This is a genomic window from Rothia sp. HMSC061C12 (genome assembly GCF_001815755.1).
In the GTDB taxonomy this organism is placed as follows: Bacteria; Actinomycetota; Actinomycetes; order Actinomycetales; family Micrococcaceae; genus Rothia; species Rothia mucilaginosa.
In genome coordinates this window covers 15,911-40,005 of sequence record NZ_KV821850.1, presented here as the reverse complement: position 1 = coordinate 40,005, position 24,095 = coordinate 15,911, and the positions used below count along the sequence as shown (strand labels likewise).

Here is a 24,095-nt window from a genome sequence, read left to right as displayed (position 1 = left end):
AACCGCCGAGGGAGGCGAGGTAGTGTTCCACACGGTGCGTTCAGACCCGCCCGCGCTAACTAGCCCACCTCGGGCAGGGTGAGGCAAGCAAATACCCCCGGCAGACGCGTACAGCATCCGCCGGGGGTATTTAGCTAGAATGAGAATGGCGTCAAAAAATAAATTACATCCCTAATAGTATTAAATCATTTTAGGTGTATTAATTTTTTCGACGATCTTCCTTGCGGGAGATTTTTTCGATTGACGCCTCTATATTATTTTTTTTTATAGTTAAGCCACCAAAGGCTAAACATCCCGCTAATAGTATTTTTGCCAATATCGACAATACTTGGAAGTCCTTGGTCTTTGAGGGATTTTTCAATCTCTTCATGTGAATAACCCTGTTCTTTCATGATTTCAACAAGGCTACTAGCTTCGGCGTGAGGCCCAGAAATCATTGGGTGGTGATCAATCTTGTTCTGTATGTCAACAAGCTCGTCGTAGAGGGCTTCTTTATTTTTTGCCATGAGTATCAACGCCCCAACGAAGATTGGAAAAAATATTAGACATAATTTCCTCCTAATAATAAATCGAAAAATTAACGGTGTGTTGTGTTTCATAGATTAGCAGATTTGGAGTGGATTAATCCAGGAAAAATACTGTTGAAAATATCACATATTGCACTACATTGAAATATGTTTGATTTTGTGCTTTTCTATGGTTTTCATAAAATATTTTCATAAAAATTTCTTGGGTTTATGTGGGTTTAAGGGCTTGTGGTGTTTACCGGGGGTATTTCTTTCGAAGGAATATCAGCGGCTTAGATGTTCAAAGACGCTCTCATAGCGATCAACGAAGTCCACCGCCGCGTTCAGAAGCTCCTCCTGGTCGAGGACATCCCGAGTAGCTGACAGCGTCTCATCCTCGCCGTTCTGAACCTGTAACTCACGCATAAGTTAAGTCTACGCCGCAGACATAACAGCCCACAGAAAAGGCCGTGCCGGGGCAGAAAACTCCACTCCGACACGGCCCTCACATCCGCATCCGACTAGCGGTTATTCAGTACACGCACGTTATAGCGGTGCAAGAACGCCGCCATCGCGCCACGCTCAATCGGCTGAACCGGACGGAACGAACCATCAGCCCAACCAGTCGTAATACGCTGCTCAGCCAACCACGAAATCTCACGATAGAACTGGCTACCGGCCGACACGTCACTAAACGGCGACGCCACCGGAGCAGAATACGCCGGTGAACCCGCAAAACGGTAGAAGAACGCCGCCATAGCATCACGATTCACCGCAGCATTCGGACGGAACGTACCATCCGACCAGCCGGTCGTAATACCGCGGGCACGCATCCACTCAATCTCCTTGAAGAACGGGTGATCACGCGGCACATCCTTAAAGCTCGGGGTGCTCGGCGCAGTGAACTGCGGCGAACCCGCCATACGGTAGAAGAACGCCGCCATCGCGCCGCGCTCCACCGAACCGTTCGGGCGGAACGTGCCGTCCGGGTAGCCGGTCGTAATACGACGCTGAGCCAGCCAGTTAATGTCGTTTGCAAACGGATAGTCCGCCGGAACATCCGTAAAGTGCGCGCTCGCGGCGGTAGCCTCAGAGTTCGACGAGACACGCAGAACCTGCGCACGCTCACCCGCAGCACCGTTCGTACCGGACAGGTCGCCGGTTGCATTGTGCATGTGCAGGAACAGTGCAGAAACGTTCTTCGCGTCGCCGTTACGGTGCGCCACCAGCTGAGCCTCCGGCGCGTCCACGAACAGGTTCGGCACGCCCGCCTCTTCGCCGCTGAACCACAGCTTCGGCGCCGCATAGTTGAACACCACCGAATCAGTCGTATCAACCACGGTCGTTGCGGAGAACGCGCTCGAAGTGGTCACCGAGTACGAAATCTCGGTGGATTCGGCGTTCGGGTCCAGGCCCAGAACGCTCAGCGGAACAGTCATCACCAGGGTGTTCGAATCCATGATGTTGGTGTCCGTATCACCCCAGGTGCCGTTCAGCGGGTACAGGGCGTTCTCAATTGCCTGCCACTTGCCGTTGCTGCGCTTAGAAACCTTCACCAGCGGGTAGTCCAGGCCCTTCTCACGCACCGTCTGCAGGCGGTAGTCGCTCGTGCCGTCCTTGTCGGTGTCAACGAACACGTAGTAGGTGCCGCGCGGGGTCACCTCCTGCCAGTTACCCCAGGTGGAAATACCGAAGGACAGGTGCGCCTGCGAGGTGTCCGCACCGGCAGCCTTCAACGCCGCCACGTTCGAGGTGGCACCCACATACTGCAGGTCCATGCGGGAATCCGAACCCACACCCAGCTTCGCGGTCGGGATGCGCGGGCTCGAAGCGCCCAGCTCAAAGGCACCCAGCAGGGAGCGGTAACCGCCCTGATCCACTGCGGTACCCTGCAGGGTCAGGGTCTGCTCGGTCGCGCCGGAACCCTCCGCATCGAAGGCGATATCGGAGCCAGCCACACGCATCGCGGAGACAGGCTTCGGTGCCACATGCAGCGGCATGCGCAGGGTCTTCACCGCAACCGAAGAGTCAGCATCGGTCAGGATCAGGCGGCCCGAAGCGCTCGCAATGTACTGGCGGGCACCCGAAATAGTGACCGCACCGGTCGAGTAGTTCACCGAATCCTGGGTCGGGTACATGGACGGGTCGCGAGTCTTCTCCAGCTTCGACGGGTCAATGCGCACCGTCACGGTGAACGTTGCGGTCTGACCGGCACCCACAGACACGGACTGCGGGTAGGAGAACTCCACACCCGGGATGCTCGTGCTGCCCTCATAGTTCAGGGTGTAGGTGTGCGCCACCGAGTCGGTGTTCTCAACGCTCACGCGGTGCTGCAGGGTCTGCACACCGGCGTTCGGGGTGTACTCGAGCACGCCGAAAGTGTCCGAAACCTGTTCGGGGCGTGCCGCGTTGAACAGCAGCACCTTGCCGGCTACAGCAGCCGGGGTGTTGATGCGGCCGGTACCCACACGGTCCACCGCGTAGGGGTTGCCCCAGGCGTCCTGCATGTGGTGGTCGGCGGTGTTCATGATGACGGTCTTCAGCATGCGCGGACCGTACTCCGGGTGCGCCTGCATGATCAGCGCCGCAACACCGGCAACAAAGGGCGTGGACATGGACGTACCGGTCTTCACGCTCGAACCGGTGCCGCTACCAACCTCGATAGAGGAAATGTTCGTGCCCGGTGCCGCAACGTCCGGCTTGGTGATGCCGTGCGAACCGTGCAGGCCACGCGCGGTGGAGGTGTTCGCCTGATCCAGCTTGCCGTTGGGCACGCGGATCGAGTCGCGCAGGTTCTCGCCGAGCTGCAGGGTCAGCTCACCCGAATCAATCTGCGCGGAAAGGCGCTCCACCTGGCTCTTTGCCAGGCGCACGCCCGGAATGGAGGAGTTACCGCCGATAGCGGTGTCACCGACCTCAGTGTTCGAGGTGAGCACCACGCCGGTCGCGCCCGCCGCCTGCAGGTTGTCGAAGCGTACCTTCGAACCGCAGGGGGCGGTGCCGTCAGCGTCCGCCCAGTCGATGAGAGCCCACTTGCCCTTCAGTGCTGCGGCTTCCTCTTCGGTGAACGCCTCGCAGGCGTAACGGTTGCGGGAGGCGGCACGCACCACGGTGCCGCGCAGCTGCTCCTCGGTCGCCTTCGAATAGTCGAAGCTCACCGAGTAGTCGCCGTAGGTGTCCGCCTCGTTCGCGGGGGCGAGAATCTTCACGCGGTCCACCAGCTGGGTCGAGCCGATGGAGTTCGCCACGGTCAGGCCGTAGGCGCTGGTGCCGGGGCCGCCCGAGTTGGAGTAGGTGTCGCCCACGGCGTTGTAGTTGTTGGCGTTACCCGCCGCAACCACGGAGAGGATGCCCTCGCGGTAGAGGGAGCCGACCGCGTAGTTCACGGTCTCATCGAACACGCCGAACTCGTTGCCGAGCGACAGGTTCGCGATGTCGGCGCGGTCCGAGAAGTCGCCGTCGTCGTTGGGGTCGAGCACACGGTCCAGGCCCTTGGGGACGAACGCGGTGGTACCCTTACAACCGAAAATGCGCAGGCCAATCAGCTGGGCGTCCGGCGCGGAGCCGGGGCCAATCTTCATGTTGTTGAGCTGCTCTTCGGTGAGCTTGGAGTAGTCGCCGTGGAAGGTGCTGCCGTCCGCGTTCACGCCGTAACCAGCCGCGGTGCCCGCCACGTGGCTACCGTGGCCGCCGCAGTCGAGCGGGTTGTTATCCGGGTGGGGCGTGGAGGTTTCCTTCTTACCGGAGTTGTAGTCGTCGCCGACCAGGTCGTAGCCGCCGAGGAACTTCTTCGGATCGTAGGAGCCCTCGGGAATCGTGTCGGAAGCCTTCGCCTTCTCGAAGGCTTCCTGCGTGCCGGGGCCACCCAAATCGGCGTGTGTGTAGTCGATACCGGTATCGAGCACGACAATCTTCACGCCCTTGCCGGTGTAGCCGGTGGAAGCGGGGTTCGCCGGGCTCTTCGCCCACACGGAGAGCGTGTCCGTATCAATGAGGGTGCCGCTGTTCTGCGGTGCCATGTCCTCAATGATGCTGATGCGTTCCACATCGTCGCGGTTCGCGAGCGCACGAATCTGCTCGACGTTACCGTAGAGCGCCACGCCGCGCATCGTGTTGTGGGTGGTGTACAGGACCTGCGCGCCGGATTCCTTCGCCGCGGAGGCGCCCTGCTGCTGCACGCTGGCGCGGATTGCCTGCACCTGTGCTTGCGCGTTGACGGGCGCCTGCGCGCGGGAGCGGACCGCGTCCGGCTGGGTCTGGGCGTACGCACCCTGACCCTTGAATCGGACGAACACGGCGCGTTCGCCGGTGGCGCCGTCCAGGCTGGGGGAGAGAACTTCGTTGTTGTTCTCGCCGGTGCCGGTGTTCTGGTGGGGTGCGTCCCGGTCTGTGCCGCGTACTACGCCCGGTGCCGCGTAGGCAGCGGTACCGAACGGCAGGGCGGTCAGCCCGAGGGTGAGCCCCAGGGTGAGTGCGCCGCAGCCGCGTGCCAGCTGCTTGAGGCGACCCGGCTGTGTGTGCCGGGTGGCTCGCGCGGGGGTAGCTTCAGGGAAGGTTGCCACTGAATGCTCCTTATTTAGTGATGGTGCGTTTCTTAGCGGTTTCTGCACCGAGGTTCTGCGCGGAGAGTTCTACGCCGAGGGGGTTCTGCACCGAGAGTGCTACGGTGCGTCTGCACTGTGTTTCCAGTGCGCCTCCAGTGTGTCCATGCGGCGTGAACGTCAAGGTTCATGCCGATGGTGAAGAAACCTTCACTTATTGTCTCAACGATTCTTTATATAACCTAGTCAGACTCGTATTACGGAACATTACGCGTAAATAACAAAGCACCCAACCACAGAAAAAGGGAGCCGCACCGCCGCAGATAAACTGCAACGGTACGGCTCCCTCGGTAGAACCTATAGGTTCTTAGATTCCGGAACCCTAAATTTCAGGGCTTTCCTTCAGCACACCCGTGCTGTAGCGGTACACGAACGCCGCCATAGCGTCGCGGTGCACCGGCTCCACGGGGCGGAACGAACCATCGGGCCAGCCGGTGGTCACGCCCTGCTCAGCCAGCCACGAAATCTCGCGGTAGAACTGCTTGTCGGTCGGAACGTCCGTGAAACGAGCCTGCGCGGGGGCAGTGTACTCGGGCGAACCCGCGTAACGGTAGAAGAACGCAGCCATCGCGTCACGGTTCACCGAACCCTCCGGACGGTAGGTACCATCGGGCCAGCCGGTCGTGATGCCCTGAGCCTTCATCCACTCAATCTCCTTGTAGTAGGGGTGGTTGAGCGGAACATCCGAGAAGCTCGGGGTGGACGGTGCGGTGTACTGCGGCGAGCCGCTCATACGGTAGAAGTACGCAGCCATGGTTGCGCGGTCCATGTTGTTCAGCGGGCGGAAGGTGCCGTCCTGGTAGCCGCGGTCAATCTGACGGGCAGCAATCCACGTGATTTCACGGTAGAACTGGTTATCCGCCGGAACGTCGGTGAAACGTGCATCGTGGATGGTACGCGCCACCTTCACGATCTGCGCACGGTCGCCAGCGGCAACACCGTTAGCGGTCTTACGGCCGCTCAGGTCACCGGTCGCGTTGTGCATGTGCAGGAACAGAGCCTGACGCTCCTTGTTGTTGTTCTTGCGGTGAACGGTCAGCTGACCGCCGTCACGGTCCACGAACAGGCCGGGCACGCCCGACTCCTCACCGGTGAACCAAACACCGGGGTTGAAGGGGGAGTACTCGATAGCCGAGGTGGTGTCCACGTAGGGGTTGCCATCGTTGTACCAGGTGTCGGTCTGCACCGTGTACTTGATGCTCTGAGCCTTCTCAGCGGTCAGGCCCAGGTCCTTCAGCGGTACACCCAGAATCATGGTGTTGGTGTCCATGATGTTGGTGTCGGTGTCGCCCCAGGCGCTGTTCAGCGGGTAGCGAGCCACCACGGTGGATGCGTTACCGGAGATGGACCAGACCTTCACCAGCGGGTAGTCCAGACCCTTCTCGCGGGTCACCTCCAGAACGTAATCTGCGGCGGAGTCGTTATTCGTATCAATCTGCACCTGTACCTGACGGCCCCAGTGCATGCTATCCCAGGTGCCCCAGGTCGAAATACCGAAGAACAGAGAACCATCGTTCGGGTTCTTGCCGGCAGCCTTCAACGCCGGAGCATCCGAGGATGCACCCACATACTGCAGGTCAACAGCCTGGTTCGACGGCAGCTTCAGCTGACCGGACGGAATACGGTCACTGACCGCACCCAGCTCAAACGCACCCAGCAGCGAACGGTAACCGCCCTGGTTCAGGGTCGTACCGCGCAGAGTCACCGTGGACTCCTTATCGGAGACGCCCTTGTAATCAATACGGGAGGCATCAACACGCATCTTCGAGACGGGCTTCGGTGCTACGTGAATCGACTGGCGGATTGCCTCGCGACCATTCTCAGAGAAAATCAGGCGACCAGAAGCGCTCGCAATGTACTGGCGCTTACCAGCAGCCAGAGTCTTACCGGTCGTCCAGTCCTGAGCGACCTGGTCGGCGCTCATCGCCGGGTCCATGGTCTTCTCCAGCTTGGACGGGTCAATACGCACGGTCACGGTTACGTTCTTACGCTCACCGGCACCCACGCTCACCTGCTGCGGGTAGGAGTACTCCACACCCGGGATGGTCGTGCTTGCCTCGTAGCTCAGGGTGTAGGTGTGAGCCTGCGAATCGGTGTTGTCCAGCACGATTTCACGCTGGACAGTCTGAATACCCGAATCGGGGGTGTACTCCAGCACGCCAAACGCGGTCGAAACACGCTCGGGGGTCTTCGCATCGTACGCGATAACCTTCGCGTCCACGGCGGCGCGAGCATTCACCATGCCCGTACCCACACGATCCACCGCGTACTGCGCACCCTGCTCATTCTTGATCGGGGTGGACGCGCCGTTCATCAGCGCAGCCTTAATCATCTGCGGGTTGTAATCCTGATGCGCCTGCATCACCAGAGCGGCAACACCGGCAACATGCGGGGTCGCCATGGAGGTACCGGTGAAGGAAACACCCTTATTACCCGTGCCCACAGCGGCAGAGACAATCTCAGTACCCGGTGCCGCAAGGTCAGGCTTAATGAAGCCATCAGAACCGTGCTGACCGCGAGCACTCGAGGAATTCAAATCAAAAGCGTGCGAGTGAGGACCGCGGCCCGAAGCCTTGTAATCCAGGTTCATCTCAACGGTCACCGGACCGGCAGCCAGAGCCTTCTCCAGGTCCTTCGTCGAAGAAGCAGTCAGACGCAGACCCGGAATGGTCGCATTACCACCAATGCCGATGGTGTAGCGCTCAGCCTTACCGGCCATCACCACGCCAACACCGCCGGCAGCCTGAACGTTATCGAAACGCACCTTCGAACCGCACGGGAACGTCAAATCATCCTGATCCCACTCGAAGTAAACCCACTTACCCTTCAAAGCCTTCGCCTCTTCAGCGGTGAAAGCCTCGCAAGCGTAACGGTTACGCTTCGGTGCGGCAACAACCTCGCCGCGCAGCTGATCAGCGGACGCCTTCGAATAATCGAAGTTCACCGAATAATCACCCTGCAACCACTCCAAACCAGTCTTCGTGGTCGCGCGGACACGGTCAATCGGCTGAGTGGAACCGTAAGCATTCGCCACAGACAGCGCCGCAGCCGCATTCGCGGGGCTACCCGAATCGGAGTAGGTGTCACCCACACCGTTGTAGTTATTGGCGTTACCGGCAGCAGCCACAGTGAACACACCCTGGCGCGCCATCGTATTAATCATGTACGACTCAGGGTCGTCAGCCGGGGCGAACTCGCCACCGAGCGACAGGTTCACAATGTCGGCGCGGTCAGAGAAATCACCGTCACCATTCGGGTCCATCACGGTATCGAGCGCCTTCATCACAACACTCGAATTGCCGTAGCAACCGAACACACGAATCGCCAAAATCTGAGCCTCAGGAGCAGTACCGGGGCCAATGGACATGCCCTTCAGCTGCTCCTCCGTCAGGTTCTTGTAATCGCCACGGTAAGTCGTACCGTTCGCCGTCACACCATAACCGGCGGCAGTACCCGCCACGTGCGTGCCGTGACCGCCAGAACCGAAACCATCCGGGCGGCAATCCAGCGGGTTATTATCCGGCTGCGGAGTCGACTTCTCAGCCACCGACGCATTGTAGTCATCACCGACCAAGTCAATGCCGCCAATGAACTTATTACGATCAATCAGACCCGAATCAGCGGACGGAAGCTCCGTCATCGCCTTAGCCTTCAGGTACGAATCCACCGTACCGGGGCCACCAAAATCAGCGTGCGTATAGTCAACACCAGAGTCAACAACCGCAATCTTCACGCCCTTACCCGTGTACCCCGTATTCTCACGAGTCCACGTGGCAAGAGTCTTCGTATCAATCTCGCTACCGGAGTTCATACGCTCCTTCGCGATAATCGGCGAAATACGCTCCACATCCGGGCGCTCCGCCAACGCACGAATCTGCGCAGCATCACCAGTAATCGCCGCACCACGCATCGCATTATGCGTGGTGTACATCAGCTTCGCGCCAGAAGCAGCCGCCACAGACTGAGCCTGCGACTGCACCTGAGCTGCAATAGCCTGCACCTGCGCCTGACGGTTCGCCGGCGCCTCCTTACGTGCCAGAACAGCCGCGGACTGGGTCTGCTCATACGCGCCCTTGCCCTTGAACTGCACATACACGGTGATTTGGCCTTCAGCCTTCTGCAGGCCCGGGCTGATACGCGAGGCAGCGTCACCGGATGCGCTCGCAGTGCTTCCTTCGACCTGCTGGGGGCTCTGAGCGTGAGCTGCAGAGAAAGTGGCGGGAACGCCGAGAGTAAGGGCAAGAGCCGCACTCAAACCGGTCGCACCGACAGCCTTCATTCTGCGGCGTGGCGCATGAGGCGTGGTCATGGAATCCTCCTTCGGATTTTCTATTTTTCGATAGTGCTGTGTGCTCTGTGGTTGTGTATCGGTGATACGCGGAGGCGGCCCCACCGGCAGACGACGAGTGAGTGCATCCGCCGGTGAAACCGCCACCAAAACTTGAGAGGTTCCGGGATTTTCAGGCCCCGGATCCTGCCGGTTCCGGGTGCCCCTCCCACCTCCATGTAGGGGTAGGAGGGGGCAGGAGGTGGGAGGGGACCCGAACCGTTCGCTACCGGTTAGCTACCGTCTAGCGGCCGGCCTGGTTAGCGACCTTCTCGGTGTAGCGGTAGATGAACGCCGCCATTGCGTCGCGCGCAATGGGGGTCACCGGGCGGTAGGTGCCGTCCGGCCAGCCGGTGCTGATGCCCTTCGAAGCCAGCCACGTGATTTCACGGTAGAACTGGTTATCGGTGGAAACATCGCTGAAGTGGCTGGTCGCGGGCAGATCCACGTGCGGGGAACCCGCTGCACGGTAGAAGAACGCAGCCATGGCGTCACGGTTCACCGGTGCGGAGGGGCGGAACGTGCCGTCCGAGTAGCCGGTGGTGATGCCCTGAGCCTTCATCCACTCAATCTCCTTGTAGAAGGGGTGCGTGGTGGGCACGTCCTTGAAGCTCGGAGTGGAGGGGGCAGTGAACTGCGGGGAACCCTGCATGCGGTAGAAGAACGCCGCCATTGCGCCACGTTCCACGGACTCCAGCGGGCGGTAGGTGCCGTCCGGGTAGCCGGTGGTGATGCCGCGCTGAGCCAACCAAGAGATCTCGGTGTAGAACTGGTCGCCGTTCTTCACATCGGTGAAGCGGGACGGAGTGATGTACTCGGTCTGCTGCTCCTTGATGTTCAGCACCTCGGCGCGGTTGCCCTTGGCGCCGTTGGTGCCGGAGAGGTCGCCGGTGCCGTTGTGCAGGTGCAGCAACAGCGCCTTGGCGGGGGTACCGGATTCGCCGAGCGCGGGGATTGCGTCAGCGGAGCGGTGCGCCGTCAGGGTGGTGCTGGAGGCATCCGGGTGGAGGCCAGCCACGGCGGAGGAGTCGCCGCTGAACCACAGCTTGGGGCTGAAGGGGCGGTACTTGATCCAACCGGTTTCGCTGACGTTACCCCACTCGTACTGGGTGGTTGCGCTGACTCGGTACTGGATGTCCGGGTTGTTTGCGCTGGTCAGGCCCAGGTCCTTGAGGGGTGCACTCATGATGAGGGTGTTGGTGTCCATCATGTTGGTGTCCACATCACCCCAGGCGCCGTTGAGCGGGTAGTAGCCGAGCTCGACGAGGTTGCCGTTCTTGTAGCCGTAGAGGCGAACCAGCGGGTAGTCCAGGCCCTTAGCGCGGTCGGTGACCAGCTTGTAGTCGGCGCGGTTGTTGCCGTCGGTGTCGATTTCTACGGTGAAGGTGTTCTCGTAGGAGACAACATCCCAGTTCGCCCAGGTGGAGATACCGAAGCGCAGGGTGCCGTCATCAGCGTTGCCGCCGGCTGCCTTCAGTGCGGGCGCATCCGAGGAAGCACCGACGTACTGCAGGTTCGCCTTAACGTTGCTGTTCAGCGACAGGGAGGTGGGAGCTACACGGTCCACGCTCGCACCGTACTCGAAAGCGCCAAGCAGGGAGCGGTAGCCGCCCTGGTTGACCTCGGTGCCGCGCAGCGAAATCTGGGACTTGGTCCAGCCGGTGTCTGCCTTCTGAGCCTCGTCGCTGGAGGGCTTCTGGGTGAAGGTGACGGTGTCTTCGGCAGCGTGCATGGTGCTCACGGGCTTGGGGGCTACGTGAACGGGCAGGCGCAGTGCCTTGGTGCCGTCTTCGGTGAGGACGAGTCGGCCGGATGCGCTGGCAATGTACTGACGGTACTGTTCGGGAACGATTTCGTTGCCGGTGTAGTAGTCAGTTGCGTTCTGGGTGGTGTCCATTGCTGCGTCGCGGGTCTTCTCCAGCTTGGACGGGTCGATGCGCACGGTGACTTCGAACTTCTTAGTTTCACCGGGTGCGAGGGTGACCGCGGAGGGGAAGGAGTATTCCACGCCGGGAATATTAGTGCTTTCAGCGTAGGACAGGGCGTAGGTGTGCGCCACGGAGTCGGTGTTCTCGACCGTCACCTCGCGGGTGAGGGTCTGAACGCCAGCATCCGGTGCGTACTCGAGCACGCCGAAGCTCAGGGACACGGTGCCGCTCTTGTCAGCGTTGTAGACGAGGGACTTCGACTGCACGGCAGCGAGGGTGTCGACTCGTCCGGCGCCCACACGGTCCACCGCGTATGCGGCACCGGATTCGGTGCGCACATCGTGGGTTGCGGTGTTCATGAGGGCGGACTTGACCTGTGCGGGGGTGTAGGTCGGGTGGCTCTGCATGACCAGGGCAGCGGAGCCGGTCACGTAGGGTGCCGCCATGGAGGTGCCGCTGAAGGTCACGGAGTTGTTACCGGTTGCCACCGCCGCGGAGGTGATGTACGAGCCGGGTGCCGCAATGTCGGGCTTGGTGTAGCCGTAGCTGCCGTGGAAGCCGCGGGCACTCATGGGGTTCAGCTGATCCAGCTTGTCGGTGTCCACGCGCAGGGAGGACTTCAGCTCGTTGCCGAGGCGCACGGTCAGGGGCTTACCTGCCGCTTCTGCTGCGGTGATCTGTGCACGCAGGTCCTTAGCGGCGGATGCTGCCAGGCGGAAACCGGGCAGGGTGTCGTTACCGGCAATACCCAGGCCGGGTTCTTCGTCGTTGCCTGCAAGCAGCACGCCCTTGGCGCCTGCCGCCTCCAGGTTGTCGAAGCGCACCTTGGAGCCGCAGGCGAGTTCACCGTCATCTTTAGCCCAGTCGATGAGCACCCACTTGCCCTTTACAGCTGCCGCTTCGGTGGCGCTGAGGGCGTTGCAGGCGTAGCGGTTGTTCTCGGAGATTGCGGTGAGTTCACCGGTGAATTCCTTGGTGCCCGCCTGTGCCCAGGGGTAGGAGACGCTGTAGTCGCCGCGTACCTTGCGGGTGGTGCCGGTGGCGGGGTCGGTCAGCTCTGCCGCATCGACGGCGCGGGTGGAGCCGTAGGCGTTCGCTACGGTGATTGCGCTGGCTGCGGTGGCGGGGTGACCGGAGTTGGAGTAGGTGTCGCCGCGCAGGCTGTAGTCGTTGGCGTTACCCGCGGAGATCACGGAGAGCACGCCGGCGCGGGTGAGCGCGTCAACGGCGTAGGCTTCGGGGTCGTCCTGCGGGGAGAATTCGCCGCCGAGGGACATGTTGACCACGTTCACGCGGTCGGAGAAGTCGCCGTCACCGTTGGGGTCAAGAGTGCGGTCGAGCGCCTCGATAACGACGTTGGTGCTACCGCTGCAGCCGAAGACGCGGAAGGCGTAGATTTCAGCGTCGGGGGCGACGCCGGGGCCAATCTTCATGGTCTTGAGCTGCTCTGCGGTGAGCTTGCTGTAGTCGCCGGTGAAGGTGGTGCCATCGGCGTTCACGCCGTAGCCTGCCGCGGTGCCCGCCACGTGGGTGCCGTGGCCGCCGGTGGTGCAGTCGAGCGGGTTGCCGTCGGGAACAGCGGTGTTGCTGCCGTCGTAGGCGTCACCAACGAGGTCGTAGCCGCCAGCAACCTTGGTGCGGTTGATGAGTCCGGAGTCTGCGGAGGGCAGCTCGGTGAGTTTGGATGCCTTCTCGTAGTCTTCGAGCTTGCCGCTACCGCCGAAGTCGGTGTGGGTGTAGTCGATGCCGGAGTCGATGACGGCGATCTTCACGCCCTTGCCGGTGTATCCGCCCGCGCCAGCGGGGTTGGTGGTGCCGGTCCAGGTGGCGAGGGAGCCTGCGTCAATGGCGGCGCCCGCGTTCTGGCGGTACTTGGGCAGGATGGGCGAGATCTTCTCTACGTCGGAGCGGTTGGCGAGTGCCTTGATGGACTCGGCGTCACCGCGCACTGCCACGCCGCGTACTGCGTTGTGGGTGGTGTAGAGGACCTGCGCGCCGGACTGGCTGCTGACCTGCTGTGCCTGGCTCTGCACCTGGGAGGCGATTGCCTGCACCTGCGAGCTGGTGTTGACGGGTGCCTGCGTGCCGGCGCGTACGCCTGCGGGCTGGGTCTGTTCAAAGGCGCCCTTACCCTTGAAGCGGACGAAGGCGGTGACGGTGCCGCTGGCGTTCTTCATGCTTTCGCTGAGTACCTGCTTGACGGCGTCGGGGTCTTCCGCGGCGTGGGCGGTGGTGCCCAGGGCTGCGAGGGGGCTCAGTGCCATGCTGAGGGTGAGTAGCCCGCTGCCGATTCGGCGTCGATGCGACCGGCCGCGGGGGGTTGGGGAGGCGGTGTGTGTCACGGTGCTCCTTTGCTTGGCTCCCGGAGTGTTTCTGGGAGGCTTGTGGTGTTGTTCTGGTGGGTTCCAGCTGAACTTGAACACACTAGATGTGAACTAGGATACACCTCAAAATGGCTTGTGAAGCGTTTATTACTCCTAAATGCATCAAATTGTGGACATGTTCGACCCTTTTCTTTTTCACGTTTTTCATTTGCATTTGGGCTCAGGTTCTTTTCAGGTTCGGTTGTTACTGTAAAACCATCTATTGAACATCTATCAAAAATGATGGGATAGGGAGGGTCGAACCATGGTCAAACGACGCATTTCCCCGAAAGAGTCTGTCATGCACAGCTCCCACCTGCTGGCAGCCGGCAGCGCGCTGGAGGTCGAACCGGTCCCGCAGTACGGTCGACCGGGCCCCCTCCTAATTCCCATGAAACTGCTCAACGACCCCTCCGGTCATCAGGGGCAGATGAGCGCGGTCGCCATTCAGCAGCACCTCCCCGACGGGATAGGCCCGCAACGGAAAATCGTCGAGAAAATCTTGGCTGGCCCGGAACACCCGGTGGGCTATGTTCCGCTGAGTGAACAGCTGAAAAACGTGCGGTACACCAGGGCGATTTGGCCTTGTCTGGAGTCCTTGGTTGTGGTTCTCCTGGTGATTCTGCTGAACCCGTTTACGCTCGCTTCTTTGCTCTTTAATTCCCGTGCTACAGACACTGAATTCCTCGAAACAATCGTTCTCTTCCTGGTATTTTCTGGGGGCGTTATAGTTCTCTGGCTTATCCCTATTCTTTGGGCGGGTTTGCTGATCTCTGTGGTGAGTAAAGCAGTACGAAAGATTAGTGCTGCGTTGCGTGAGGGTACGACCTATGAGGATTTCTGGTTTTTCCTCGTGTATAACCGCCCTGTCGACAAGGGCTCCATGTACCGGTACGAGCTGGATGAAGAACCCAATCAGAAAATTATTGGCCCAAAAACACATGCCGCATTGAGCTCTCAGGAGTCGTCATGACCACTAATAACAACCAGCCCATCGAGGACCAGCTGGAGTTCTCGGATGAGCCGGTTCTGCTGATGTCACCGAAGGTCATCCACGGTCGCCCCCGCCCGAGGCTGCGGTGCATCGACAGGGGAGAGGTGCAGGGCATCCTGACCGAGGGCACGTCATCTGCCTGGAAAGTTGGCAAGGTGGTGGGCTATGTTCCCATGGAGAAGTCGCGCGAAACCTTCGATGCGAAGGGCTTCTTCACTGATTGGGACGGCTTCACCTTGTATGTGCTGGGACCGGTACTGCGGATGGCGTTCTGGTCGTCTCTTTTTATCGCGCTGGTGAGTCCGGTGCTCCTCTCCCAGAGCCATATAGAAATCAGTGAAGGCATGGAGCTGGTGCTGATGAATATCTTCGCGCCGTTCTTTTACTTTCCGCCGCTGATTCTGGTTGGGGTCGTTGTAGGAATCTGGTTGCTGTTTCTCAGTGCAGGAAAGTTTCTGAAGGCCGTTGAGGATGCCGTCGAGTCGATGCGCCTGTTCATCGGGCAGCACAAGATTCAGCACGATCTTGAGTTCCGGCAGGTGTACGAGTGCACCCCGCTTGACGGTGGTTCAGCCACGGCGTTGCTACACCGCATCTTTGAATCGCGCGATGAGGAGGAATCATGACCGCCGATAGTAGCTGGGGGATAGCCCCCGCGCACTGAACACACAGTGTAGATAACACAACAGACACATAACAGCAGACAAGCATTGGAGGAGACCACCGTGGCGGAGCATAGCGAAGCACCGAAAAACCCTCAGAACCCAACCGAGAAGAGCGATAGCAGGTATCAGCCCCTGTGGGATATGGGGCAGCCCGCCCCCGATTACTCGGCTTTGCTGCTTCATGGAACGCTGGTTGCCGCGCCGACCGGGGAGATTCCCGAGCCGGTGAAGGAGGTCCTGGCGATACAGAAGGCTCGTTCTGCATCCGCGCCTGCCGATATGGTTACACCCGCCCTGACAGCGCCCAGTCCCGCTGTGCCCGATTCTGCAGCGCCCGCTCTGTCGGTTTCTGCTCCCGCACCCTCTGCGCAGGCTGCAAACTTTTTCCCGTCGGCGACAGGGCACCCGGTGCTGAACCGACCGCTGTACGGTCGCCCGGGCCCTACGATGCGCCGCATGTCCCCCATGGGCACGGATGCTGGCGCATCTGCACACCGGCAGGTGCCGACCGCTTTTCCTGCCTGGATGGATGAGAAAGTAGTCGGTACTCCGCGACCTATCGGGTATATCTCAGCAACCCCACTTGCGGGCAAGGTGCGCGGATCAGACCTGTGGAAGAAGGCCTGGCCTGAGCTCATTGCCCTCTTCTTCGTGGGTGTGGTGTTTAATCCCCTGACTTATCTTCTGTTGGCTACCGTTACAGGGGACCCTCAGATCGGTGGGTATGTCTTCTACTACTTCTTGATGCTTTCTCTGCTGACGATGGGTCTTCCCATGTTCTTGTGGGCTGGTGCGCTGATTTTTGCGCTACTCCGAGTGAGCCGAAAGTACCGGGCACTGAAGTGGGAGGCTATGCCGCTTGGGTCGTTCTGGTTCTACCTGGTGTATGACCGCCTGCCTAGGGATGCCGAGGAGATGCAGGGAATCCTGGGCGCGGCGTCTTCGATGTCTTCCGTGGTGCCAGCCCCTCAGCCGCCGAGTGCCCCGAGCCCTACCTCAAGCCCTGTTCCAAACTCAGCGGATGCATCGTAGCCGACTTTCCGTGGGTCCCTGGGCTCCAGTGGTGCTGAACCCCCGGCAGTGTTAACACGTGCATGTTTGCGCTTGTCGGGGGCTTTTTCTCAGCTTTTATCAGGCAGGTTTCAAGGGACTGCCCAGCGCACGCTGGTACGGTGGTGCCACTAGGAGTATGTCTGGTAAACAAAGGAGATGACCATGGCAGACCGCCCCGCTGTAAAGAATGAAGCCGCAAAGAGGAAAACTGCAAAGAAGGACGAGGCGTACCAGCCCCTCTGGGACACCGACCAGTCCGTCCCGGAATACATGACGCTACTCATGGGCGAGCAGACGCAGAAAAATGAAGACGCTGAGCTATATGAAGAATCCGACGACGAAGAGCTAGAACACCCCGACCCCGATTATGAATACGTCTACCCGGGTGCCCCCAAGCGCTACGACTCCGCGCGGAAAGACTCAGAAGACGAACCCGAAGACTCTCATGACACCGACAAAATCGACGAGCCGGAAGACACCTCAGAAGATACCTCAGAAGACACCCCGGAAGATACTCACGAATCTCGCAAGGACGACGAGGCGAACCACCCGGTAGCGCTCGCCTCCACTGAACAGGCTCAGCAAGAGCAGGCTCAGGCAACGCACGCCTACGGCGAGTACGTTCGGCTGGAACACCTCGGTCTGCAACCGGGCGCTATTCTGCCGGTCATCCCCGACCCGCTCTTCGGCACCCCCGACTCAAAACTCATCGAAATGCGCCTACTGGACCGCTCCCACGACGAGTCCGCACCCATGCAGGCGTGCGCTGCCCACCTGAACCCGGTCAAGGTTGAGGAGAACCCCATATCGCGGGCAGCAATGATCCAGCCGGTAGGCTACGTTCCCATCAATAATCCGTTTGCTGGCTCCAACATTGAAGAGATCGAGAGTCAGCGCACATTCTGGAAGACCGTGCTTATTGTCCTGCTGATACTGAACCCGTTTGTGCTGGTTCCTCTGGTGAGTATGTTCGATAGTAGTGCTGGCATGTCGATGCTGCTCTTCTTCATCACTATCGGCGTGGGATCGTTGTTTGTGGTGCCGATCCTATGGATTGTGGGTATTGTTCAGGCGGTGAAGCGTAAGAATCAGCTGAGGGAACTCCTCCAGAAAATAGAGACGGCACATGCCGAGTTCTGGTACTACCTCGTGTACAACCGCCTGCCGGACGGCTACACGGGCGTCAATGGCTTCACGAAGGAAGAAGAGGATTCTTTCTCGGTGTACGAGTTTCTGAAAAAGCAAGAACACGCAAAGCTACACGAGGCCGCCGCACAGCGCGAGGCTGCCGCACTACATAAGCCCGCCGCGCATCCTGCGCTCGCTGATGAAGAGAAACAGGACTAACCTCGGCCAGCCCACACCGTATAACGACCTGCCCCTCCACGTACATAACACCGCGTGGAGGGGCAGGGGCGTCTTTTTGTGTCATATTCGGGTTTCTTCGTCTGTTGTCCGGCGAGGGTTAATATTCCATTTACTTTGCCTTGATAGGGTGAAACCATCACGAGCGTTGCGACCAAGTAGAGCGAGGCGGGCACCCTCCGAGAACGGCGAGTTAGCCTGCCGCCGCACCTCAACGATTAGCTGTATCCACTCATCGATAGATTAAGGAAAAGAACGATGTCCCAGAACCCGAACCCTGAACAGTACAACCAGTACTCCCAGCAGGCACCCTCCTACTCGCAGGCGCCGGGTCAGCAGCCCAACGGTTACGTAGTCTCCTCCAAGGACGACCAGAACATGGCGATGCTCGCGCACCTGGCTTCTGCAATTCTGTCTCTGCTGTCCTTCGCATCCGCAAGTATTCTCGCGCCGCTGGTCATGTGGTTCATCTACAAGGACAAGCCCGGTTACTCCTTCACTAAGGAAGCATCCCGCCGCGCGTTCAACTTCAACTTCTCCCTGTGGGTCATCAGCATGGCTTCCTGGCTGCTGATTATTCTGACCTTCGGCATCCTGGGCATCATCCTGTGGGTCGTCCCGATGGTTGTGGCTATCCTGATGGTTATCTTCCACAGCCTGGCTGCTATGGCCGCAAACCGCGGTGAGCAGTACACCTACCCGATGACCTTCATCGAGATCATCAAGTAGTCTTCATCAGCTCATACCGGTAGCGCCCCCGTCCGAATATCGGATGGGGGCGTCGCCGTGCCCCGTGAGGCTCACCGGCACCGGATCCGGAACGCCTACCGCCCCGTCACACGGGACTTAAAGGGACGGGCACGGTATCATTAGAAGAGGTATGCCTACCCGGATCATGAGGCGGTAGGTCGCCGCCGCGCCGTGAAATCCGGTGCGTATCTTCAAGGCTTTCAAGGAGCACAAAATGTCAGCTGTCGTGATTGTGGGCGCCCAGTGGGGCGATGAGGGTAAGGGTAAGGCAACCGACCTGCTCGGCCCCCGCGTAGACTACGTGGTCAAGCCCAACGGCGGTAACAACGCCGGTCACACCGTGGTGGTGAACGGCCAGAAGTTTGAGCTGAAGCTACTGCCCGCGGGTATTCTGAGTGATAACGCCGTCCCCGTGATTGGTAACGGCGTGGTTGTTAACCCCGAGGCTCTTTTCGCTGAGATTGACGGCCTTGAGGCCCGCGGCGCTGACACCTCCCGCCTGAAGATTTCCGCTAACGCACACCTGGTCGCACCCTACCACCAGACCATGGACAAGGTGACCGAGCGTTTCCTCGGCAAGCGCGCTATCGGCACCACCGGCCGCGGTATCGGCCCCGCCTACATGGATAAGGTTGGCCGCCTCGGCGTGCGTGTTCAGGACATCCTGGACGAGTCGATTCTGCGTCAGAAGGTTGAAGGCGCACTGCGCCAGAAGAACGAACTGCTGGTGAAGGTCTACAACCGCCGCCACGTTGAGGTTGACGAGATCGTCGAGTACTTCATGTCTTACGCCGAGCGTCTGAAGCCGATGATTGTGGACACCACCCAGCTGCTGAACAAGGCACTGGACGAGGGTAAGACCCTGCTGATGGAGGGCGGCCAGGCAACCTTCCTGGACGTTGACCACGGCACCTACCCGTTCGTGACCTCTTCCAACCCGACCTCCGGCGGTGCGTGCGTCGGTTCGGGTGTGGGCCCGACCCGCATCTCCCGCGTAATCGGTATTCAGAAGGCGTACACCACCCGCGTGGGTGCTGGCCCCTTCCCGACCGAGCTGTTCGATGAGATGGGCGAGTTCCTGCGCACTACCGGCGGCGAGTTCGGCGTGAACACCGGCCGCCCGCGTCGTTGCGGCTGGTACGACGCCGTGCTGGCGCGTCAGGCTGTGCGCATCAACGGTTTCACCGACCTGTTCATCACCAAGCTGGACGTGCTGACCGGCCTGGATAAGATCCCGGTCTGCGTGGCTTACGATGTTGACGGTGTGCGCCACGACGAGATGCCGATGACTCAGACCGAGTTCCACCACGCTAAGCCGATTTTCGAGTACTACGACGGCTGGACCGAGAACATTTCGGATGCGAAGAGCCTGGATGAGCTGCCCGAGAATGCCCGCAAGTACGTGCTGAAGCTGGAAGAGATTTCTGGCTGCCGTATTTCCGCGATTGGTGTGGGCCCGGACCGCGACCAGACCATTGTGGTTCGCGACCTCATCAACGAAGACTAAAAACTGACGAGAAGGACCCCTGGTGAGGCTTTGAATGCCTCATCGGGGGTCCTTTTAGCTGCGATAATTTGTAACATACTGTCTTATTTAGGGCACTATTTTGAATTAGTGTCATTCTGACGTTGATAAATGCTTATAGTAATGAGTAGACTTTTCTGTAGTCAGGGTTAAATAATTATCTAATATGAGGTTTATCTTTAAATGAATAAATCCAAAAACCATAAATATGGATAAAATTTATTTCGCGTGAGTGATAAGATTAAATCATCCAAGATATACCGCATCGGTATACAGGATTTAAGTGCTAATGCGTCATAAAATACTTATGCGCTGGATGCATTTAATATTCTCACTCAACACGATTGGAGACAGCGATGTCTGCATTATCGCGCCGCTCAATGATTGCTGGCGCCGCATTGTCAGTTCCGTTTGCCTCAGCAATGGTATATGCTGATGCGCATGCTGATGAAGTTCAAGGTGGAATTACTCCGCAAAATCACACGAAAAACTACATTAATCTCCTGAGTAATCCGCAGGTGAAAGCTGATGGGTCTCAAGATTGTACTCAGGCCATTAATGATGCAGTAAGGACTTTGGCTTCAGCTGGAGGTGGAGCTCTAGAAATTCCTGCTGGAAAGTACAGGGTCAGTGCTCCTTTTATTCAGCTACTTGACCGGGTTGAAATCTTTGGGCATGGTAAGGCCACACAGATTATTGCTCATCCTGGCGGTGACCTAGTGCAGAAGGACGAAGACGAAGCGGAGTGTGTTGGTGTTTTCCACGTTGGATCTTACCTTGTTGCTGGACCGGAAAAGCCAAAGCCAGGTGATAAGGGGGCCAATCAGTGGTTCTCTGAGGCCCCTATGCGTTTTGGGGTTCGTGATTTAGTTATTCGTACGAATGCTGATAATGTCCGTCTAAATCGGGATGACCCTTATAGTCGGGCTCGGCACACTCCCATTATGAAGGGTGTGGCGGGAGTTATTTTGCATACGTACTATGCAAATAAAAACTATCGGCCTGAGCCTGAAGCAGTTGCAACACTAGAGAACCTTGAAATCTGGGATACAGATATGGGAGTTGCTATTTTGGGTCTCCATGACCGTGCGATGAAGGTCCATGACATTCGCGTGCGTATGACATGGAGGCAGGGATTCCTTGTGGGTAAACCTATTGGTCATAAGGCAATTAATGTGGATGGTATCGGTGCAGCTGATAATAAGTTCAGTATGTTGGATGTATCCGATGCCAACAAGTGTGGCAGGAATTATGCCGGCATTGAGGTCTACGCTTCGCAGTGTAAGTTTTCACAGTCAACGAGTTGGTATAACCACCGGTATTCGTCTGGAGAATCGCTGTATCAGTCGCGCCAGGAGGGGAAGCCACATTACGCATATGCAGGTAAGGCTGGTGCAGGCTGGTATGTTGCGGCAAGTCGTAATATGTTTATCGGATGCACTGCTCAAGAAAATGGGGGTCATGGCTGGGTAAGTGATTTTGAGCGTAATATCTTTGATGGTTGCATTGGCGAATCGTCCAGCTACTTCGATACAGTTCATGGTCAAGCTCAAAATAATCAAGCAGCCAATTGGTACATTAGCAATTGGTCGCATGAATGTAAGTTCATCGCTCCACGTTCCGATAATCCTCATAAGGTAGGTGATGGTGCTGTAAAAGCGGAGAAAGATGTACGTGCTGCACGGTGGGGCTTCTACTTTGAGCAAAATTGTAGGGATATTGTGGTAGTTGGTGGTGATGCCTACGATGAGCATCGTAAGAAGCATCCAGATAATTACTCATGGAAAGTTCACTTTGGCCCGTGGCGTGCAGGGTATATGGATGTCACGATTAATAACTTTGTTATGCGGTATGGAATGTATGACATTGAAGAAGAATCCAAGAAAAACCGGAAATATTTTGACAAAAATTCTAATTACAGTCGCGGTATTTATGAATCTAATTCTGTGGAATTTTAAATAAAAATTTGGGGCTCTATATCAATATCAGTATTGATATAGAGCCCCAAAATATTCTATAAGATTCCCATCAAATCCAATCTGTAGAGGGTATATAGAATATCTGAAAAAGTAACTTCATCATTATCGATATACCCACAGCTCATGTTTGGTGAACCATACCAGCTACGTGCCTTGTGCATGTCGCTATTTTCTTTAACGCAATGTGCGTATTCTTCGGGGATGGGGGTAAGGTTGACCGTCGGCTTACCGTGCATTCGATAAAGGAAAATGAGCGCAGTATCAATGTATGCGGTGGCGTCGTAATGGAACTTTCCGTCTCCCCATCCGCTGCTGATACCTTCACGAGTAGCCCAGATAGCAATAGGGTAGTGCGGGTCATTGACCGAGATATCGCTGTACGGTGAAGTAGCAGGAAGGTCCTTAACCACGGGCCTGCCCTTCACATGGTACAGAAACTCAAGAAGCTGCCCACGAGTCATCGCAGGCTGGGGAGCATTCTTATTCTTCTGAAGATAAAGACGGCGGCCGTGAGTAATAAGTCCAGTGCACTCCGCCCAAGCGATCACCTTATCCTGATAATCACCCGGGGTATTGTACTCAGACTCATTAATGCAGGTGACTTCCAGTTCATCACCCGGAAAAGGAGAAAAAGTCTTAGGGTGTAATTGCGCCGCAGAAGCAGGCGCCACCGCAGACAACAAGAGAGAGGCAGCGGCAAAAGTACACGCCGCCCCCTTCACAAACGGTTTCAACAGCATCGTTGACTCCTCAAAAGAAAATAGTGGTTGGTTCTAAGACAATCACAGTCTTATTAACTAGAAGTTTAGACTTTATTAGTTCTCAAGGGAAGGTTGAAACTCTATAACCCCCAGATATCTTAAAAAGAAAATCCAAGACTCACCACAACACCCCAGCCCCCAGCGCCTCCGAACCTGCACATGTGACCAGGCGGGGCGTGTGCCGTATGCTGGAAAGAGCGCCCACACACGTGGCGCCAAAGCGTTCAGAGGAGGAGAACGATGACCTACATTACCGGAGCCATCTACCCCAGCGGCGACCGCATCCGCGTAGGCACACCCGAAGAAGAAACCCTCAACGCCTACCAGCAGCCCAACACCGCCGTAGCCCTCGGATACGCCAACGCCAACATCCACGAACTACACGCCCTGCAAGAAACCTTCAACCTGCACGAACTCGCCATCGAAGACGCCGGACGAGGCCACCAGCGCGCCAAACTAGAACGATACGGCGACTCCCTCTTCACCGTCATCCGCCCCGCCATCTACCTAGACAAAGAAGAAGAAGTGCGCCTCAGCGAACTGCACCTCTTCACCGGCCCCCGCTACACCCTCGCACTCGTCCGCGACGAACAACGCAGCAACCAGCGCATCAACGACCAGTTCAACCTGCTCTACGCCACCCCCGACGCATCCCCCGCCCGACTGCTGCACCGCATCCTCGACAGCACCGTCGACGGGTACGCACCCGTGCTCGATGGCCTCGAAAACGACAGCGACGAAATCGAAGACATCCTCTTCTCCCACAGCGAGCGGCGCGACGCCAACTCCCTCGCACGGCGCATCTACGAACTGCTCAACCAGGTCATCGACTTCCAGCGTGCCTGCCGACCCCTCGAATCCATGATCGGCCGCATCATCGAAGGGATGCGCACCGGCGCGCTCGACCCCTCACCCTACCCGGGCGTATCCGACGAAGAAAAGAACGAAGAAGCGGTCGAGCTCGCCCGGCAGTTCCGCAACGTGCTCGACCACGTAACCCAAACAAAAGAACGCCTCGAAGACCTTCGCAGCTCCCTCGAAAACGCACTGCGCGTACACGACACCCTGCTCGGTCAGCAGCAGAACGACGACACCAAGAGAATCTCCGCCTACGCGGCGCTACTCATGGTGCCCACCATCGTTGGCTCCGTGTACGGCATGAACTTTGAGGTCATGCCTGAACTCAAATGGGAGTTCGGCTACCCCGCCGCGCTGCTACTCATGGTGGGTTCCTGCCTGCTTCTCTACTGGTTCTTCAAGAAGAATAAATGGCTCTGA

The 24,095-nt window shown here is 58.3% G+C and carries 14 protein-coding genes; 8 read left to right on the top strand and 6 right to left on the bottom strand.

Annotated elements, in window-relative coordinates:
* Window positions 1-254: 254 nt before the first annotated feature.
* The 5 genes from HMPREF3055_RS03245 to HMPREF3055_RS03230 form a co-directional block, all read right to left on the bottom strand.
* Entirely contained in the window at window positions 255-506 is a 252-nt protein-coding gene (locus HMPREF3055_RS03245) for a recombinase (protein ID WP_246826884.1), read from the bottom strand.
* A gap of 285 nt (window positions 507-791) precedes the next feature.
* The gene (locus HMPREF3055_RS09265) at window positions 792-932 is read right to left on the bottom strand and encodes a hypothetical protein (protein ID WP_168165832.1); all 141 of its coding nucleotides are present in this window, start codon (window positions 930-932) and stop codon (window positions 792-794) included.
* 95 nt (window positions 933-1,027) lie between these two features.
* A complete protein-coding gene (locus tag HMPREF3055_RS03240) occupies window positions 1,028-5,068 on the bottom strand; it encodes a S8 family serine peptidase (protein ID WP_070737924.1) in 4,041 nt (1,346 codons plus the stop codon).
* 361 nt (window positions 5,069-5,429) lie between these two features.
* Window positions 5,430-9,416 carry a S8 family serine peptidase gene (locus tag HMPREF3055_RS03235; protein ID WP_070737921.1) on the bottom strand — a complete coding sequence of 1,329 codons (3,987 nt, stop codon included), beginning with the start codon at window positions 9,414-9,416 and terminating at the stop codon, window positions 5,430-5,432.
* Window positions 9,417-9,678: 262 nt separating this feature from the next.
* A complete protein-coding gene (locus HMPREF3055_RS03230) occupies window positions 9,679-13,626 on the bottom strand; it encodes a S8 family serine peptidase (RefSeq protein WP_246826883.1) in 3,948 nt (1,315 codons plus the stop codon).
* 364 nt (window positions 13,627-13,990) lie between these two features.
* Here HMPREF3055_RS03230 and HMPREF3055_RS03225 point away from each other — a divergent pair, with 364 nt between their 5' ends.
* The 7 genes from HMPREF3055_RS03225 (at window position 13,991) to HMPREF3055_RS09085 (ending at window position 22,035) form a co-directional block, all read left to right on the top strand.
* On the top strand, window positions 13,991-14,698 hold the full coding sequence (locus HMPREF3055_RS03225) for a hypothetical protein (RefSeq protein WP_152692146.1): 708 nt from the start codon (window positions 13,991-13,993) through the stop codon (window positions 14,696-14,698).
* Window positions 14,695-15,345 carry a hypothetical protein gene (locus HMPREF3055_RS03220; RefSeq protein WP_070737914.1) on the top strand — a complete coding sequence of 217 codons (651 nt, stop codon included), beginning with the start codon at window positions 14,695-14,697 and terminating at the stop codon, window positions 15,343-15,345. The genes HMPREF3055_RS03225 and HMPREF3055_RS03220 overlap by 4 nt, the downstream gene beginning before the upstream one ends.
* Before the next feature lie 99 nt (window positions 15,346-15,444).
* Window positions 15,445-16,416, top strand: a complete 972-nt coding sequence (locus HMPREF3055_RS03215) for a hypothetical protein (protein WP_070737911.1) — start codon at window positions 15,445-15,447, stop codon at window positions 16,414-16,416.
* 183 nt (window positions 16,417-16,599) lie between these two features.
* Window positions 16,600-17,784, top strand: coding sequence for a pyruvate ferredoxin oxidoreductase (locus HMPREF3055_RS03210; protein WP_070737908.1), 1,185 nt, complete (start codon window positions 16,600-16,602; stop codon window positions 17,782-17,784).
* A 276-nt stretch (window positions 17,785-18,060) separates the two neighbouring features.
* Window positions 18,061-18,531 carry a DUF4870 domain-containing protein gene (locus HMPREF3055_RS03205; RefSeq protein WP_070634260.1) on the top strand — a complete coding sequence of 157 codons (471 nt, stop codon included), beginning with the start codon at window positions 18,061-18,063 and terminating at the stop codon, window positions 18,529-18,531.
* Window positions 18,532-18,766: 235 nt separating this feature from the next.
* Complete coding sequence (locus HMPREF3055_RS03200; protein ID WP_049338292.1) at window positions 18,767-20,059, top strand: adenylosuccinate synthase; 1,293 nt, start codon at window positions 18,767-18,769, stop codon at window positions 20,057-20,059.
* 374 nt (window positions 20,060-20,433) lie between these two features.
* Window positions 20,434-22,035, top strand: a complete 1,602-nt coding sequence (locus tag HMPREF3055_RS09085; RefSeq protein WP_080973386.1) for a pectate lyase family protein — start codon at window positions 20,434-20,436, stop codon at window positions 22,033-22,035.
* Window positions 22,036-22,091: 56 nt separating this feature from the next.
* Here HMPREF3055_RS09085 and HMPREF3055_RS03190 read toward each other — a convergent pair whose 3' ends face one another.
* Window positions 22,092-22,796 carry an S-layer homology domain-containing protein gene (locus HMPREF3055_RS03190; protein WP_070675301.1) on the bottom strand — a complete coding sequence of 235 codons (705 nt, stop codon included), beginning with the start codon at window positions 22,794-22,796 and terminating at the stop codon, window positions 22,092-22,094.
* A gap of 261 nt (window positions 22,797-23,057) precedes the next feature.
* Here HMPREF3055_RS03190 and HMPREF3055_RS03185 point away from each other — a divergent pair, with 261 nt between their 5' ends.
* Window positions 23,058-24,095, top strand: a complete 1,038-nt coding sequence (locus tag HMPREF3055_RS03185) for a magnesium and cobalt transport protein CorA (protein ID WP_070737902.1) — start codon at window positions 23,058-23,060, stop codon at window positions 24,093-24,095.

What these genes read in the sequence shown, in the direction of transcription:
- HMPREF3055_RS09265 (WP_168165832.1), bottom strand. Translation starts at nt 932, where the DNA reads ATGCGTGAGTTACAGGTTCAGAACGGCGAGGATGAGACGCTGTCAGCT.
- HMPREF3055_RS03225 (WP_152692146.1), top strand. Translation starts at nt 13,991, where the DNA reads ATGGTCAAACGACGCATTTCCCCGAAAGAGTCTGTCATGCACAGCTCC.
- HMPREF3055_RS03190 (WP_070675301.1), bottom strand. Translation starts at nt 22,796, where the DNA reads ATGCTGTTGAAACCGTTTGTGAAGGGGGCGGCGTGTACTTTTGCCGCT.
- HMPREF3055_RS03185 (WP_070737902.1), top strand. Translation starts at nt 23,058, where the DNA reads ATGACCTACATTACCGGAGCCATCTACCCCAGCGGCGACCGCATCCGC.
- HMPREF3055_RS03230 (WP_246826883.1), bottom strand. Translation starts at nt 13,626, where the DNA reads ATGGCACTGAGCCCCCTCGCAGCCCTGGGCACCACCGCCCACGCCGCG.
- HMPREF3055_RS03245 (WP_246826884.1), bottom strand. Translation starts at nt 506, where the DNA reads ATGGCAAAAAATAAAGAAGCCCTCTACGACGAGCTTGTTGACATACAG.
- HMPREF3055_RS09085 (WP_080973386.1), top strand. Translation starts at nt 20,434, where the DNA reads ATGTCTGCATTATCGCGCCGCTCAATGATTGCTGGCGCCGCATTGTCA.
- HMPREF3055_RS03205 (WP_070634260.1), top strand. Translation starts at nt 18,061, where the DNA reads ATGTCCCAGAACCCGAACCCTGAACAGTACAACCAGTACTCCCAGCAG.
- HMPREF3055_RS03210 (WP_070737908.1), top strand. Translation starts at nt 16,600, where the DNA reads ATGGCAGACCGCCCCGCTGTAAAGAATGAAGCCGCAAAGAGGAAAACT.
- HMPREF3055_RS03200 (WP_049338292.1), top strand. Translation starts at nt 18,767, where the DNA reads ATGTCAGCTGTCGTGATTGTGGGCGCCCAGTGGGGCGATGAGGGTAAG.
- HMPREF3055_RS03220 (WP_070737914.1), top strand. Translation starts at nt 14,695, where the DNA reads ATGACCACTAATAACAACCAGCCCATCGAGGACCAGCTGGAGTTCTCG.
- HMPREF3055_RS03235 (WP_070737921.1), bottom strand. Translation starts at nt 9,416, where the DNA reads ATGACCACGCCTCATGCGCCACGCCGCAGAATGAAGGCTGTCGGTGCG.